Here is a 15,422-nt window from a genome sequence, read left to right as displayed (position 1 = left end):
CTCTTTTCATCTGTCAAGAACTTTTTTCAAGTTTTTTTGATGTTTTTCGATGTGTTGTCAGGTAATTCGCTCTCTCGTTGACAGCTTGTTTACTTTACCACACTCAGAAATGATTGTCAATAAGTTTTTCGACTTTTTTCAAAGTTTTTCAAATTGTTTCTTCAAAAGAATCATTTCTTTACGACAGCTAGATTAATCTACCACGTTCTTCCTCTTCTGTCAACTGTTTTTTCAAAAACTTTAAAACAACATTTTTCAAAAACTTATCAAAACAACCTGTACATTTTTTCAAAACAACAATTTTCGTAACATGAAAGAGTAAATCTCACGCTTCTAAGCCGTAGTGGAATTTCATTTTGCACAACACAAACGGAAATCATTCTTTCAGAGAATTGATTGCAAACAACACATAACAATAGATTTTACTCTTATAATTCGGCTGAAAGTCAAATATTAAATATAAACTTTAGCATAAATATTACCCTTTCTCCGGTTTTCAATTTATCTCCAATTGCAAATTTATCTTTTTTTCTGTATAATATAAGAAATTTTGCAAATTACAAGGAGGAAACGATATGAAAGGAACTTTATACGGCGTCGGCGTAGGACCGGGAGATCCGGAACTGATGACACTGAAAGCAGCGCGCCTGATCCGTGAGAATAAAATCATTGCTGTACCGGGGGCTGATCCACAAGATACTGTCGCCTACAAAATTGCAGTACAGGCAGTACCGGAGCTCTCAGAAAAAGAACTTCTTCCCATCTATATGCCTATGACCCACGATCCGGAAGAACTGGAACGAAATCATGCAAAAGGAGCTCAGACACTGGAAGCTCATCTGGAACAGGGAAATAATATTGTTTTTCTGACTCTGGGAGATCCCTGTGTGTACTCCACCTTTTCTTATCTTCAGAAACGTGTGGAGCAAGACGGTTATCACACAGAGCTTGTCAGCGGCATTACATCTTTCTGCGCTGCAGCGGCACGTCTGAACATTCCTCTTTCCGAGTGGAATGAGCAGCTTCATATTGTCCCCGCTGTTCATCGTCTGGACAGTACATTAACCGAATCCGGCAATTACATACTGATGAAATCCGGAAGAAAAATAAATCAGGTAAAAGAAATTCTTGCCCAGAGCAATCATGATGTCATGATGGTAGAAAACTGCGGTATGGAAAATGAGCATATTTATCACAGTGTAGAAGAAATTCCCGACGATGCAGGCTATTACTCTCTGATCATTGCCAAAGAAAAGAAAAACTCACATGATTGAAACAAAAAATCTTACAAAAACCTTTGACAGCTTTACTGCTGTAGATCATCTGGATCTTAAAATTGAATCCGGTGAGTTTTTCGGACTTCTCGGACCCAACGGAGCAGGCAAAACAACCACCATCAGTCTTTTGTCCACCCTTCTTCTTCCCACAGAGGGCGAAATTCTTATTGACGGGCAGGTGCTTACCAGAAACAGACCTGATCTGAAACGCAAAATCAGCGTGATCACCCAGGAGTATTCCATGCGCCAGGATATGAACATGGATGAGATCATGGAATATCAGGGACGACTGTATTTTATGTCAAAAAAAGAAATCCGCCGCCGTACAGAAGAGCTTCTGGAGTTCTGTGATCTTCTGAAATTCCGGAAGCGTACTGTCCGCAAGCTTTCCGGAGGAATGAAACGCAAGCTTATGGTCTGCCGGGCGCTTCTTACAGAACCCGAAATACTGCTTCTGGACGAACCCACCGCAGGTATGGATGCTCTTTCCAGAAGACAGATGTGGAATCTTCTGCGTCAGCTGAACGGCAAAAATCTTACGATTCTTCTTACTACTCATTATATGGAAGAAGCCCAGTCGCTCTGCGGTCGTGTAGCTCTTATGGATCACGGAAAACTGGAAGAGGTAAATACTCCTTCAGGACTGATTGACAGCCTTGGAAAATATACAGTGGATGAAACTTCCGCCGAATGTACCAGAAGCCATTATTTCCACAGCCGCAGGGAAGCCATTGATTTTCTTTCTTCCCTGTCATGTCAGGCGACGCTTCGTGAAACAACTCTGGAAGATGTGTTTGTAGAACGGGCAGGCAGACACCTGTCCCCTTCATAAAGGAGAATATCATGGGAATACTTACAATTTTATGGGAAAAGTGGGTGGAGTTTCGAAGAGATTTTTATAAAATCACCCTTGCAGCCATGATAGCCCCTCTTATGTATCTGGTTGTTTTCGGCATGGGGATCCAAACTATGTCCCACGGAGAACCTTATCTGAACTTTCTGATTCCCGGCGTAGTTTCGCTGACCACCATGAACGGTAGTTTTAATGCTATTGCCCAGAATCTGAACGTGCAGCGTCTTTACGAAAAAGCTTTTGACCAGGTTATGATTTCCCCTACACCTCTTTGGCAGTTTATTGCCGGGCAGATCATTGGCGGCAGTCTCCGTGGTCTGTATGCAGGAAGCATTATTTTAATTCTTACCATGCCCATTGAAACAGGACTGATTTTTAATGGATGGTCATTTTTTATAATGTTTTTAAACGGCGCTGTATTTTCCGCAATCGGAGTAGTGGTTTCCTTTCTGGCAAAAAACCATGCAGATGTTCCCCGTTTTTCCAATTACATCATCATGCCGATGGCCTATCTGTGCAACACCTTTTTTTCAATGGAAAAAATCCCCGGCATTCTGGGTGATATTGTAGCCGCACTGCCTTTGTCCCAGACAAGTCAGATGATCCGCACCATTTCCGGCGGCGGCAAAGTAAACTTTACCGGAATCGGAATCCTGCTTCTTTATCTTTTTGTTTTTACAGCAGGAGCCTCCTGGTTCATTTATAAGAAAAAAAATATTTAGTTTAAAAAAGCAGGAATAACTCCGTTTACGGTTCCGGGTATTCCTGCTTTTATTCTGTCAGCGTCTTACCCCGCCGCCTTTTGTACGGTTATAGGATTTTTCCGCACGGAAGATCCTGATAAGATGCTTCTCTTTTTTATTCAGTTTTCTTTCCGAACAGGGAAGTATTCTTACATATGCCTGCCTTCCATATTTGATATCGGCATATACGTCTCCGTTTCCTTTTCCGTTAAAATGCGAGTGGACTCTGTGATACACATGAATGGACTGTCCTACATAAACATCCTTATATCTTCGAAACCCTCGCCCCCTGGGCTGATTATCATAAATAAGGATCACATAACAACCGGGACCGTCCTGATACTTATATCCTGAAGTTCCTTTTCCCCCTCTCCAGGAACTGATCCAGTTTTTTTCGAAATCTTTCCAGAATAACATTCCTTTGGAAATAATCTTATTCCTTTTTCTCCTGTCCATAAAAAAAGATGCCACAGGCCGTATGATCGTGATAAATGCCAACACTCCCAGGATTCCCAGAGCCAGGTACATAATCACCTGTCCGGGATCCAGAGATTTTATACTGACCGTTTCTGGTATCTTTTTCAATATTTCTCTGCCGTATTCTGATAAATCCATATCATCCCTTATCCTCTGAAATATATTTCACACTTCTCCCCATACATTTCTGCTTTTACAACAACTCTCCCAGATATTTTTCAAAGCATACTCCCTCATTCCGGTCGGTTCCCTCAAGAACCGTATCATGGATTGCCCCGGAAAGAAATTTTACTGCTTTTTTTACAGTTTTCACAGTATCCATTCCTTTTACCATACCGGCGCTTAAAACAGAGGCAAAAAGATCTCCGGTACCGGAATAGCTTCCTCCTTCTTTTTTTGAAGTAACCCAGGACTGACATCTGTCATTTACGATCAGATTAGCCATTTCCACAGCTTTACCCGGATCATCTATATAAAGATCAATTCCCGTGATCACTGCTTCTGTATGAAAACCTTTTGCAATCTTCTGTCCGATTTTCTGAATTTCAATCATAAATTTTTTTGTTTCCAGACCGGACAGATACTCCCACCGATTATGCATTTCCTCTTTTCCATAAAGAAGAAGCAGAGCTTCCGTAAGATTTGGAGTAACTACGCTTGCCTTTTCTGCAAGTTGACGCATTTTTTTACAAAGCGATTCTGTATAAATCGGATACGCAGCCCCATTATCCCCAAGAATCGGGTCTGCCAGTATTCGGGTATCTTCATCTGCAAATCTTTCTATAAATTTCAGAGCCATTTCTGCCTGAACGTCCCCAGCCAGGAATCCTGTATAAATTCCGTCCGGATGAAAATTCATTTTTTTCCATTGATCCATGATCTCTTCCATATGCTCTGTATAATCATCATAATAATAGGACGGAAACCCTGTCTGAGCACTTAAAACAGCAGTTGGAAGCGGGCAGGCCTGTACCCCCATCACTGAGATTACAGGAATTGCCGCTGTCAGAGAACATTTTCCCAGACCGGATAAATCGTTTAAAACAGCAATCTTCTTCAAAATTTCTCTCCTTAACTTGCATTTTCTTTTGCTGTGCTATAGAATATCATCAACTTGCATCTTCAAAAAACAACCAATTTTGCTTATTTTTAAGGGGACAGTTTATGATAAATCAACAGACTGCAACAAAAGAAAAGAAAAAAAATCAGGTTTTTCATTTTTCACAGGATGTCCAAAGTCCGGAGCACCTGTATCTTCAGGTTTACCACCATTACAAAGATCTGATCGCAGCGCAAAAGCTTCTTCCGGGAAGCCGGATGCCCTCTCTGCGCAAATGCTCCCAGGAACTTCAGCTGAGCCGCACCACTGTAGAAAACGCATATCTCCAGCTTGCGGCAGAAGGTTACATTATCTCAAAAGCCCAGAGCGGCTACTATGTCACTGATATTGCCATGAAAGACCCTCTGCCCCGCCAGACAAAAAAATCTTCTCTTCCTCCCTGCCGATATGACTTTTCTTCCTCCGGTGTAGATCGGGAAAGCTTTCGCTTTGATCTGTGGCAGAGATATCTGAAAAGCGCACTGCGACAGAATGAACGTCTGCTTACTTACGGAGAACCTCAGGGGGAAGCAGATTTTCGTCAGGCTCTTTCTGACTATGTTTACCAAAAACGAAATATCGCCTGTTCTCCTGATGATATTGTGGTTGGCGCAGGAGTCCAGAGTCTTCTGCAGATACTCTGCCCTCTGATCCAGGACAAAAAGACTGTATCGTTTCCCACCCCTTCTTTTGTCCAGGGCAGCACTGTATTCTCAGATTTTGGTTTCCGGATCCAGTACCGCAACAAGGACAGCGACGTGATTTACGTTTCCCCTGCTCACATGACGAAATGGGGTGAGATTATGCCTGTTTCCAGAAGGCTGGAACTGATCCGATATGCCGCAGCCCACAAAAGTCTGATCATTGAAGATGACTTTGAAAACGAATTTGTTTACCTGCAAAAACCCACGCCCTCTCTTTTCAGTCTGTCAGGAGGACACGAGGTTGTATACATGGGTTCTTTTTCCAGACTTTTGCTGCCTTCGATCCGTGTAAGTTTTATGATCCTCCCACCGGAACTTTCTGAAGCCTACCGCAAAAAGGCGGAATGCTATAATCAAACTGCCTCCAAGGCGGAACAGATCGCTTTATGCCAGTTTATCCGGGACGGTCATCTTTCTGCTCAGACCCGACGACTGAAACGTCTGTATTCTGCCAAACAAAAAGAGCTTCTCACCGTTGTCAAAGAAACTTTTGGAGCAGACTGCAGTATTCAGATCGGAGCAGCCGGAACCAGTCTTGCCCTTACGCTTCCCTGTCAGACAGACGGAGCATCCATAAAAAAAGCAGCGCGACTTCTGGGACTGCGCCTGAGTATCCTGAAGGAAGACCAGTCTGCCATAACTCTGCTGCTTTCCTGCTCCTCCATGCCCACAGGAGACTTTCGCCCTGCCTGTGAGCTTCTGAAGCAGGTAATCCACAGTTTTTAATCTCTCCGGTTATCGATCATGTAAAGCAAGGCATTGCAGATACAGGCTGCAATATTGCTTCCCCCCTTACGTCCCCGCGCCACAATATAGGGCGCTCCTGACTCCATGATCAGTTCTTTTGACTGAACCACATTTACAAAACCTACAGGAACGCCGATGATCAGCTCCGGATCCAGCTTTCCTTCCTGGATCAGTTCATAAAGACGCACAAGAGCTGTGGGTGCATTCCCAATGGCAAAAATCAGTTTTTTATTCAGAGCTGCTGCCTTATCCATACTGGCAGTGGCTCTTGTTGTGCCATTCTTTTTTGCGGCCTCCGCTACATCCTCATCCGACATAAAGCAGTAAACCTCGCCTCCGTACCGAGCAAGAGCACGTTTGTTGATTCCCGATTTTGCCATCTGGGTATCTGTTACAATACAGGCTCCGCCTTTTATGGCTGCCATAGCCTTTTCGATCACCTCAGAAGAAAAACAGAGATTGTCCGCATAATCAAAATCTGCGCTGGTGTGAATACATCTTTTTACCACAAGTTCTGTTCCCGGAATCAATTTTTTATCTCCCAGCTCCTCTGTTATGATCTCAAAGCTTCGTTTTTCAATATCCATAGGCTTTACATTTTCAAGCTGGACCTTCATTCTTCTGTTCCTCCTGTTCCTTCTTCCAAAATCTCATAAATTTTTTTCATATCCAGATGTTTCCGAAGCTCTGCCGCCAGAATATCATACTGAGTTTCCTTAAAAGCAGCAAAATCCACTCCCTCCATCTGAGATACGTCAATGCCTTTTTTCTTTCCGGCTGCACGGATCAGAGCAAGAGCAGACTCCTCTTTATCAAAAATCCCATGTACATAGGTACCGCAAACATTTTCAAAAACAGTTCCTTCTGTTTTTTCCTGTCCTGTCACTCCATCCTTTGTCCAGGTACTGGCCTTTGCCCCGGACTTCCAGGTGCTTTCTCCCATATGGATCTCATAGCCGGTAAATTCTACACCGCTAAGATCCCGGTAGTCCCCCTCCATGTCCAGATATTTTCCTATTACCTGAGTTCTGGTTTTCTTTTCTGCAAATACAGTATCCATTGGCAAAAGTCCCATTCCTCTCATGGTTCCTCCTGCTTCTACCTTATAAGGATCACTTAAAGATTCTCCAAGCATCTGATATCCGCCGCAGATACCAAAAATCAGCGTACCTTTTGCCGCAGCCTTTAAAATAAGAGCCTCCATTCCGCTTTCCCGAAGCCACTGAAGATCCTCCATAGTATTTTTGGTTCCCGGCAGCATGATCACATCCGGATTTTTCAGATCAGAAACATTCTTTACATAGCGAAGAGACACACCAGGAATACTTTCCAGCGGATTAAAGTCCGTAAAATTGGAAATTCTTGGCACACGGATCACTGCAATGTCGATCTGACCAATTTCCTGATTTCTGTCAAACCGGTCTGTAAGACTATCCTCATCTTCCACCTGGATATCAAGATAAGGCGCAACGCCTACCACCGGAATACGGCATTTTTCCTCCAACATTTCCACACCCGGATCAAGAATCGTTTTATCACCACGGAACTTATTGATGATCAGGCCTTTTACCATTTGCCGTTCATCCGGCTCCAGAAGCTCTACCGTTCCATAAAGCTGGGCAAATACACCGCCTCTGTCAATATCTCCCACAAGAAGAACCGGAGCCTTTGCCATTTTTGCCATACCCATGTTTACAATATCTTCTGATTTCAGATTGATCTCCGCCGGACTTCCTGCACCTTCGATCACAATAATGTCATTTTCTGCAGCAAGAGTTTCAAAAGCCTTCATCACATCCGGTACCAGTTTTTTCTTATATTTAAAATAGTCTCTGGCGCTCATAGTTCCAAGTACCTCGCCATTGACGATCACCTGAGAGCCTACATCATTGGTAGGTTTAAGAAGAATAGGATTCATGAGAACAGAAGGAGCAATTCCTGCCGCCTCTGCCTGCATCACCTGCGCTCTTCCCATTTCAAGGCCTTCCTCTGTAATAAAAGAATTCAGAGCCATGTTCTGTGATTTAAAGGGCGCCACCCGGTAACCGTCCTGCTTAAAAATACGGCACAGTCCTGCAGCAAGAAGGCTTTTTCCTGCATTGGACATTGTACCCTGTACCATAATTGCTTTTGCCATATTTATTCTCCCTCCAGACCTTTTTTCAGAGCTTCCAGAAGCGTCTTGTTTTCCTGATGTGTACGCACCGCAACCCGGTAAAAACCTTCTGTCAGTCCCGGATAGTTGCTGCAGTCCCGGATGATCACTCTGTTTCGAATCCCTTTTTCAAATAATCCGGGCTCTCCCCGGAAAAAAATATAATTTGCCTCAGAAGGATACACAGTAAATCCCAGTTCCTCCAGACCTTTTTTCAGGTAAGGAGCCTCCTTAAATATTGTTTCTCTTCCCTCTTCCACATAAGAAACTTCTTTCAGAGCAGCAATCCCTGCCATCTCTGCCATAACAGAAATATTCCAGGGCTGCGTGACCTGAGACATTTTTTCCAGGAGTTCTTCATTTTCGCAGAGACCATAGCCCAGCCGGATCCCCGCCATAGCATAGCGCTTTGTGAACGCCTTCAGGATAAAAAGATTATGATATCTGGAAAGCTGAGCTTTCAGGGAATATTTTCCCGGCTCTTTTACAAAGTCAAGAAAGCACTCGTCCACCACTAAAAGGATTCCCAGCTCTCTGCACCGTCTCAGCACATGAAAAAGAATTTCCCTGTCTGTAAGGATTCCTGTAGGATTATTGGGATTGCAGAGAAACACCATATCCAGATCTCCGTGAAGCCGGTCAATAAAGTCCTCCTGCATGCAAAAGCCGTCTTCTTCCCTGAGAAGCACATGTTCCACCTGACACCCCACACTTGTAAGAGCCTGTTCGTATTCTGCAAATGTGGGTACAGGGATCAGAGCCTTTTTGGGGCGTACTGCCTGACAGAGCGAAAAAATAAGCTCCGCTGCTCCGTTTCCACAGACAATATGCCGGGGTTCCATATCCTCGTACTCTCCCAGGGCTTCTTTTAAAGGCGCATAGCCTACCTGAGGATAATCTCCTGCTCTGTCCAGACTGTTTCTTACTGCCTGTTTTACACTTTCCGGTGTGCCAAGGGGATTACAGTTGGCTGAAAAATCCATGCAGTTCTGATAAGTATATATGTTTCCTCCATGTACGTGTTTCATATTTCTGTCTCCTGTATGTCTACTGTTCCCATCTTTCTACTGCAAAATCCACTCCGATATCTTATGCTGCGCAGCTTTCGGAAATCCCATATGCCTACAACAGAACCTCTAATGCCAGACGCAAACCCGCACAGATTACAAGGCTCAATACCGCAGTGGCATACATCAGTCTGTTTGCCTTTATGATATCCTCCGTTTCTACCGGACGCAGACTGTCTCCAATGGTGGGTTTTTCGTATAATTTTCCAAAATAATATGCATTTCCTGCAAGCTGAATCTCAAGGGCTCCCGCCATTGCCGCTTCTGTCTGGGCAGAATTTGGACTTGCATGATTTCTTCTGTCTCTTTTATATATTTTTGCAGCATTTTTCCCATTCATTCCTGCGAAAAAAGATGCCGCTACCATCAGCCATCCGGAAATTCTTGCCGGAAGATAATTGGCAACATCATCAAGCTTTGCCGCACATCTTCCAAAATAAAGATATTTATCGTTTTTATAGCCAAGCATGGAATCCATAGTGTTAATACCTTTATAAAGAAACATCAGAGGGGCTCCGCCCACAGCCATGTATATCATAGGCGCGATCACACCGTCAGAGCAATTTTCTGCCACTGTTTCCACAGCTGCCTTTGTAACCCCTTCTTCTGTAAGGGATTTTGTATCACGCCCCACGATCATAGATACCGCATACCTTGCTTCCTCTATGGTTCCGTTTAAAAGTCTGTCATGTACTTTCATGCTTTCATCCTTTAAGGATTTTGTTGCAAGAAGCTGATAACACCAGAAAGTTTCCAGCACGCATCCCAGTATCGGAATATTCCGGTACAAAACAGATAAGATCACTGCCGGAATCCCAAAAGATAATACACAAACCAGGATTGTTTCCAGAAAGCCTCCCAAAAGCTCTCCTTTTTGTGTTTTTGGAAATATTCTTCTGATTCCCTTTTCAAGTACAGCAATCAAATTTCCGATCAGACATACCGGATGGTACAGCCATCTTGGATCTCCGATCAGAAGATCAAGTAAAAACCCTGCTGTCAGGGCAATGGTATGATAAAGCAAAATTTCCTCTTCCTGACACAGCATCCGTTTACCGGCTGTGTCTCTGTTTTTTATATTCCAGACATTTTTTCAGAAATGCCTCCGGCACCTTCTGATTCCCATAATAATAGAGATGTGGAAAACCGGCCATCAGAGTATCCGTTCCATGAATACAATCCCATCCTCTGATGCTTTCCGGTTTTTCTGCACGGAAATCCGTTCCGCAGGTTTCTGAATCAAAATAGTGAAATTCATGAGCAGGAATCCTGCCAAGGGCTTTTTCTCCCAGAACCGGATTCTGCTGAGTCAGCATAATATACCCGAACCGTGAAAGCCTTGGCGTGCGGAACACTTTTCCCGGGATCACACCTGCCATTTTGCAGAATCGTCCCTCCATATCCTCCATTTCTTCATGAAGATACATGAAGCCTCCGCACTCTGCCATACAGGGCATTCCTCCATTTAAGGCATCTCTGATCCCAGTTTTTATAGACTGGTTCTGTTCCAGTTCTTTTCCGTTCATCTCAGGATACCCCCCGTACAGCAGAATACCATCCAGATTTTCCGGAAGCTTTTTATCATGTATAGGCGAAAATCGGACAAGCTCTGCTCCCATTTCTTTTAACAGGTTAAAATTATCCTCATAAAAGAAGCAAAAAGCCTCATCCTCTGCCACTCCGAGCCTTACAGGCTGCTCAAGGATATATTCTGCTGTCAGGGAAACCTCTTCCATCTCCGGTGCACTTTGGGCAAGCTTCAGGATCCCGTCTATATCCAAAGATTTCTCCAGCACTTCTGCAAGCTTCAAAAGTCTGTTCTTCAACTCCGGAATCTCATCTGGAAGCACCAGTCCTAGATGGCGGCTTTCGATTACGCAGTCCTCCACCTTCGGCACATAACCCAGAACAGAAATCCCAAGCTCCTGCTCCACCAGCGTCTTCATTCTGGGATACAACATAGGCGACATCTGATTAAAAATCACTGCCTTGATGCCGCTGTTCTTTCGGTATTCCAGAAAACCTTTGATATAGGCTGCCAGAGAAACGCTCATTCCTTTGCTGTTTACAATCAGAACCACAGGAGTCCGGGTTGTTTCTGCCAGATCATAGGCGCTTGCCTTTGTAGTGGTTCCGCCTACGCCGTCATAATATCCCATAACTCCTTCCATTACAGAAATATCGCAGTCAGAGGCATTTTTCTGAAAAATCCCTCTGGTGGTTTCTTGTGATGTAAAAAAAGTATCCAGGTTTCTTGATTTTGTTCCAATCACCCGGCTGTGAAACATGGGATCAATGTAGTCCGGACCACATTTAAAAGAAGCTGTTTTCAGTCCCCTGTTTACCAGCGCCTGTAAAAGTCCGCAGGTGATCAGCGTTTTCCCGCTTCCGCTGGCTCCTGCTGCCAGAAGTATTCTCGGTATTTTCATGGACCGTACCTCCTTTTATTTATGAGCCTGAATGGTGATCACATAAATAGGATTTTCTCCCATCATCATATGATAGCGTCCCACTGACTTTGACCGGGAGACCGCCATCTGAACAACCTCAGTTTCCCAGGAAACAGAAGCATCCTCCGCTTCCAGTTCACGGATACATTCCATTGCTTCGCTTACCGTTTCCAGTGTAATGCAGTTGATCACCATGCGAACCTGTGGATTTTTTTTCAAAAGCAGCCTTACAATTTCCTTCAGATTTCCTGAAGAGCCTCCGATAAACGCATGAGTAGGAGCAGGAAGCTCTTCCAACGCCTCCGGAGCCGTTCCTGCAACGATTTCCATATGATCAAGAGCAAACTTCTTTTTGTTCTCCTGCAAAAGCATAAGGGCATCTTCTTTTTTCTCAACTGCGAAAACTCTTCCCTCGCAGGCTCTGAGAGCCATTTCCACGGAAACGGAGCCTGTCCCTGCCCCTACGTCATAGCAGACAGAATCTTTTTTCAGCTTCAGCTTTCCAAGAGAAACCATGCGGATCTCCGATTTTGTCATGGGAGCCTTCCCTCTGATAAAAGCTTCATCCTCAACCCCATGGGTGGAAAGCAGAGGTTCCGCCTGTTCATTATATGCGCACACCACACTCAAAGCATCTCCCTGATATTCTGTCAGTTCACAGGCTTTTTTCATAAAAATCTTTTCGTTTTTGTAGGAAAGATTTTCCCCCACATAAAGAAGCACCTGTCCCATTCCATAAGAAGTCAGCTTACGGGCAAGCTGCGCTGTTCCGTCAGCAGTTCCCAAAATAGCAAACACTTTTTTGTGATTCCGGATCAGGGACACAAGATTGCAGGTTTTTCCATGGGCGCTGACAATTTCTGCATCCTCCCAGGAAAGACTGATTTTTGCCATAAAATACACAACTGAAGAAATCCCGCAGATCACCTCTGTATCTGTCCCCAGAAGGTCAAGAAGTTTTTTTGCTCCACTGTAAAATCCCACGTCACCGGAAAGCGCAATGACAATTCTCTCATATTCCGGATGTTCCGCAATATACTGTGCGATCTCATTGCTTCTGTATTCATAAAAAACATCCTGGTGTGGAAGGCGAACTGCGTCTGCCATTCTTCTGGCGCCAATAATAAGATCTGCCTTTTCCACAGCCTCTTTTCCCTGAATGGTAAGAGTTTCTCTGCTTCCCATACCAATCCCCAGAAGCGTAATATGAGGCCGATATGTAAAACCAAATTTCTCTGCCAGCATACGTCTGCACGCTCCGGGAGAAATTCCTGTATCGCCGGAAGGTCTTCCAATGATCACAGGAACTGCTCCACAGGAAATAGCTGCCTGGATTTTTTCCAGAAATCCGCCGGCTCTGCCGGAATCTTTTGTTACAAGATAACGACAGTCATACTGTCTGAGCATGGCCCGATTCATTTCCTCCGAAAAAGGTCCCTGCATGGCAATGAGATTCCTTCCTTCAAATCCCAGTTCTCTGCAGGCGTCTATTACAGAGGGAAGAGACAGCACCCTTGCAAAAATCCGTTTCTCATAATCCGGAATTTCCGTAAAAGCTTTCAGCTCCTTACTTCCTGTAGTAAGCAGAACATTACCGTCAGTTTCTTTCAGATATCGGACGGCATCCTCGGTACTTTCTACATAAACCGCCTGCTGATGCTCACTGTTGTTCCTCAGAACCCGTATGCAGGAAATCTCGATACTACTGCAGGCTGTGCGGATGTTTTCCGTCACCTCTGCCGCATAGGGATGAGTGGCATCCAGTACAAGCTGCGGCGCTTCCTTTTTTAAAAGCTCTTCCATCTCCGGCTCTGTAAGACGACCGGCATGAACATGAAGAAACTCTCCTTCCTGAAGAGATTTTGCCCCATATTCTGTAGCAACACAGCCAAGAACCGGAATCTGGTTTTCCGCAAGAAAACGGCAGAGTCCATAGCCCTCTGTTGTGCCGGCAAACACAATGACTTTATACATTCCGATATCCTCTTGGAGTCACCATTTTTCCATTGATCACTTTTGTCTGGGAATTTCCCACAAACACAGTAGTAAACATATCCACCTTTGTATCACGGAGTTCTTTAAGTGTCATAAGATGGTATTCCTCGCCTTCTCTTCCAATCATGGAAACTGTACCGCACACTGTTTCCGGAGATTTGTACTGCATCATCAGATCACAGGCTTTCTGGAGATAATCGTGACGTTTTCTGCTGGAAGGATTATAGAGGCAGATCACAAAGTCTGCCTGGGACGCTCCCAGAAGGCGCGCCTCAATTTTTTCCCACGGAGTCAGAAGATCGCTTAAGCTGATCAGACAAAAATCATGGATCAGCGGTGCACCAAGGACCGCAGCTCCACCGAGAGCAGCCGTTACACCTGGAATAATCTCAAGCTCCACCTGAGGATACTTTACACCAACCTCGTACATAAGGCCTGCCATTCCATAAACGCCTGCATCTCCGCTGCAGATCATAGAAACCACTTTGCCCTTTACAGCCTCCTCAAAAGCAAGGACACAGCGATCCACTTCTTTTTTCATCGGAGTGGTAAGAAACTCTTTGTCCGGAAAAGTATCCTTTACAAGGTCTACATAAACCGTATACCCAATAATGGTATCGCTGGCCTTTAACGCTTCCATGGCAATTCCGGTCATCTGGTCACAACCTCCCGGTCCGATTCCAACTACATAAATTTTATTCAAAATGTACCTCCCATTCCCGGAGCGCCAAAGCAGTGGTAACACCGTCGCCTCCGGATTTTCTTTTTATCAGTTTCCCCTTTGCTGCCCCCAGCACAGCGCTTCTTTCACAGACATTATCTGCGCCTGTTACAGATTTTACAAAGGCTGACGGGGTAAAATCTCCCTGTACCTTCATAAGTTCTTCTCCCTCAAAGGTAAGAAAAGGGATCTTTTTATTTTCTGCCAGAGCCAGAAGTCCCGGCTCGTGTTTTTTTATGGAAATGCTTGCAAGATTCTCCACTGCCTGAGGAAAAATATCTCCCTGGATCAGACAGCTGTCCGCAGCTTTTTCAATTCCTTCCGGATCCTTGTTTTTACGGCAGCCCATACCCAGAGTAACAACCTTCGGAATCACCTGGACTGTAGACAAAAAAGGCCTGCAGGATTCATGGACAGTAACTGCAATTCCAAGCTTTACCGCCTGTTCTCCGACACATTCCCCTGACAGAGCTTCCCCTGTGGAATTTACCGTTTCCTGTTTTTCCATACCCTGTCCGTATGGGGACAGTATTCTTTTTTTATCATCCGGACTTACAGGCTTACCCTCTTTGTCACAGAGGATCAGTCCCTTGGGCAGTTTTCCTGTCCAGGGAAATTCACTGTAGAAACCAACATTCTCTCCTGCCAGAACCGCAGCAGATATCTCCTTTGCAGCAGTCATATTCACAATATCACAGCCGTTCTTTTTTGAAAAAACATCCACTGCAAAGCGCTCATGAAGATCGGTTGCAGTTGTCACAACCGCCTGGGCTTTCAAAATCTCCGATGCGGTAAGGGCAAGTTCATTGGCCCCGCCAAGGTGCCCGGACAAAAGAGAAATCACAAACTTTCCGCACTCGTCGATCACAAGCACCGCCGGGTCTGATTTTTTGGATGCCACATACGGTGCAATACTGCGCACAGCAATCCCGCAGGCTCCCACAAACAGGATCCCGTCATCAGAAGAAAAACGGCTTTCCGTCCATTTTGATACCGGTTCCTTAATGGAATCCTTTAAATATTTACTTTTTGACGCAAGTAAAACCCTGTGTCCCTGTTTCTCAAGCTCTGTTTTCAGCCGGCTGGCTGTTTCCAGTCCGGTAAGACTGAAGCAGATTATGGAAAGCTTCATGT

14 protein-coding genes are annotated in these 15,422 nt (G+C 44.6%); 4 read left to right on the top strand and 10 right to left on the bottom strand.

The features are described 5' to 3' along the window. Positions 1-575: 575 nt before the first annotated feature. The 3 genes from cobI to LU279_RS08020 are packed head-to-tail and all read left to right on the top strand — an operon-like array spanning position 576 to position 2,852. On the top strand, positions 576-1,274 hold the full coding sequence (gene cobI, locus LU279_RS08030) for a precorrin-2 C(20)-methyltransferase (protein WP_274422054.1): 699 nt from the start codon (positions 576-578) through the stop codon (positions 1,272-1,274). Continuing rightward, positions 1,267-2,109, top strand: a complete 843-nt coding sequence (locus LU279_RS08025; protein WP_274422053.1) for an ABC transporter ATP-binding protein — start codon at positions 1,267-1,269, stop codon at positions 2,107-2,109. The genes cobI and LU279_RS08025 overlap by 8 nt, the downstream gene beginning before the upstream one ends. Positions 2,110-2,120: 11 nt before the next feature. Further along, on the top strand, positions 2,121-2,852 hold the full coding sequence (locus LU279_RS08020) for an ABC transporter permease (RefSeq protein ID WP_274422052.1): 732 nt from the start codon (positions 2,121-2,123) through the stop codon (positions 2,850-2,852). Between the two features lie 57 nt (positions 2,853-2,909). Here the strand turns inward: LU279_RS08020 and LU279_RS08015 are convergent, their stop codons facing one another. Both LU279_RS08015 and LU279_RS08010 read right to left on the bottom strand, forming a co-directional pair. Beyond that, positions 2,910-3,488 carry a GIY-YIG nuclease family protein gene (locus LU279_RS08015; protein WP_274422051.1) on the bottom strand — a complete coding sequence of 193 codons (579 nt, stop codon included), beginning with the start codon at positions 3,486-3,488 and terminating at the stop codon, positions 2,910-2,912. 55 nt (positions 3,489-3,543) lie between these two features. Continuing rightward, a complete protein-coding gene (locus LU279_RS08010; RefSeq protein ID WP_274422050.1) occupies positions 3,544-4,410 on the bottom strand; it encodes a pyridoxamine kinase in 867 nt (288 codons plus the stop codon). A 104-nt stretch (positions 4,411-4,514) separates the two neighbouring features. Between LU279_RS08010 and pdxR the strand changes: the two genes are divergently transcribed. Next, positions 4,515-5,879: a MocR-like pyridoxine biosynthesis transcription factor PdxR gene (gene pdxR, locus LU279_RS08005; RefSeq protein ID WP_274422049.1), complete on the top strand. Its 1,365-nt coding sequence runs from the start codon at positions 4,515-4,517 to the stop codon at positions 5,877-5,879. On the opposite strand, the gene LU279_RS08000 is transcribed toward pdxR, so the two are convergent. From LU279_RS08000 to LU279_RS07965, 8 genes are all read right to left on the bottom strand, one after another. Further along, entirely contained in the window at positions 5,876-6,517 is a 642-nt protein-coding gene (locus LU279_RS08000; protein ID WP_274422048.1) for a precorrin-8X methylmutase, read from the bottom strand. The two genes, pdxR and LU279_RS08000, sit on opposite strands and share 4 nt — an antisense overlap. Next, on the bottom strand, positions 6,514-8,037 hold the full coding sequence (locus LU279_RS07995) for a cobyric acid synthase (RefSeq protein ID WP_274422047.1): 1,524 nt from the start codon (positions 8,035-8,037) through the stop codon (positions 6,514-6,516). Before LU279_RS07995 ends, LU279_RS08000 begins: the two co-directional genes overlap by 4 nt. A gap of 2 nt (positions 8,038-8,039) precedes the next feature. Then, positions 8,040-9,083, bottom strand: a complete 1,044-nt coding sequence (locus LU279_RS07990; protein WP_274422046.1) for a pyridoxal phosphate-dependent aminotransferase — start codon at positions 9,081-9,083, stop codon at positions 8,040-8,042. A gap of 94 nt (positions 9,084-9,177) precedes the next feature. Further along, positions 9,178-10,170, bottom strand: coding sequence for an adenosylcobinamide-phosphate synthase CbiB (gene cbiB / locus LU279_RS07985; RefSeq protein WP_274422045.1), 993 nt, complete (start codon positions 10,168-10,170; stop codon positions 9,178-9,180). 4 nt (positions 10,171-10,174) lie between these two features. Continuing rightward, positions 10,175-11,551, bottom strand: a complete 1,377-nt coding sequence (locus tag LU279_RS07980) for a cobyrinate a,c-diamide synthase (RefSeq protein ID WP_274422044.1) — start codon at positions 11,549-11,551, stop codon at positions 10,175-10,177. Between the two features lie 15 nt (positions 11,552-11,566). After that, positions 11,567-13,546, bottom strand: a complete 1,980-nt coding sequence (cobK, locus tag LU279_RS07975; RefSeq protein ID WP_274422043.1) for a precorrin-6A reductase — start codon at positions 13,544-13,546, stop codon at positions 11,567-11,569. Further along, on the bottom strand, positions 13,539-14,270 hold the full coding sequence (cobJ, locus tag LU279_RS07970) for a precorrin-3B C(17)-methyltransferase (RefSeq protein WP_147599625.1): 732 nt from the start codon (positions 14,268-14,270) through the stop codon (positions 13,539-13,541). The genes cobK and cobJ overlap by 8 nt, the downstream gene beginning before the upstream one ends. Beyond that, positions 14,263-15,420, bottom strand: coding sequence for a cobalt-precorrin 5A hydrolase (locus tag LU279_RS07965; protein ID WP_274422042.1), 1,158 nt, complete (start codon positions 15,418-15,420; stop codon positions 14,263-14,265). Before LU279_RS07965 ends, cobJ begins: the two co-directional genes overlap by 8 nt. Between the last annotated feature and the right edge of the window lie 2 nt (positions 15,421-15,422).

The organism is Blautia sp. XA-2221, from assembly GCF_028767025.1.
Taxonomy (GTDB): domain Bacteria; phylum Bacillota; class Clostridia; order Lachnospirales; family Lachnospiraceae; genus Blautia_A.
Note: the sequence above shows the minus strand (reverse complement) of the source record. Positions and strands in the feature narration are given on the sequence as shown.

Coding starts and splice junctions, on each gene's coding strand:
- cobI (WP_274422054.1), top strand. CDS start 576: ATGAAAGGAACTTTATACGGCGTCGGCGTAGGACCGGGAGATCCGGAA.
- LU279_RS08025 (WP_274422053.1), top strand. CDS start 1,267: ATGATTGAAACAAAAAATCTTACAAAAACCTTTGACAGCTTTACTGCT.
- LU279_RS08020 (WP_274422052.1), top strand. CDS start 2,121: ATGGGAATACTTACAATTTTATGGGAAAAGTGGGTGGAGTTTCGAAGA.
- LU279_RS08015 (WP_274422051.1), bottom strand. CDS start 3,488: ATGGATTTATCAGAATACGGCAGAGAAATATTGAAAAAGATACCAGAA.
- pdxR (WP_274422049.1), top strand. CDS start 4,515: ATGATAAATCAACAGACTGCAACAAAAGAAAAGAAAAAAAATCAGGTT.
- LU279_RS08000 (WP_274422048.1), bottom strand. CDS start 6,517: ATGAAGGTCCAGCTTGAAAATGTAAAGCCTATGGATATTGAAAAACGA.
- LU279_RS07995 (WP_274422047.1), bottom strand. CDS start 8,037: ATGGCAAAAGCAATTATGGTACAGGGTACAATGTCCAATGCAGGAAAA.
- LU279_RS07990 (WP_274422046.1), bottom strand. CDS start 9,083: ATGAAACACGTACATGGAGGAAACATATATACTTATCAGAACTGCATG.
- cbiB (WP_274422045.1), bottom strand. CDS start 10,170: ATGCTGTGTCAGGAAGAGGAAATTTTGCTTTATCATACCATTGCCCTG.
- LU279_RS07980 (WP_274422044.1), bottom strand. CDS start 11,551: ATGAAAATACCGAGAATACTTCTGGCAGCAGGAGCCAGCGGAAGCGGG.
- cobK (WP_274422043.1), bottom strand. CDS start 13,546: ATGTATAAAGTCATTGTGTTTGCCGGCACAACAGAGGGCTATGGACTC.
- LU279_RS07965 (WP_274422042.1), bottom strand. CDS start 15,420: ATGAAGCTTTCCATAATCTGCTTCAGTCTTACCGGACTGGAAACAGCC.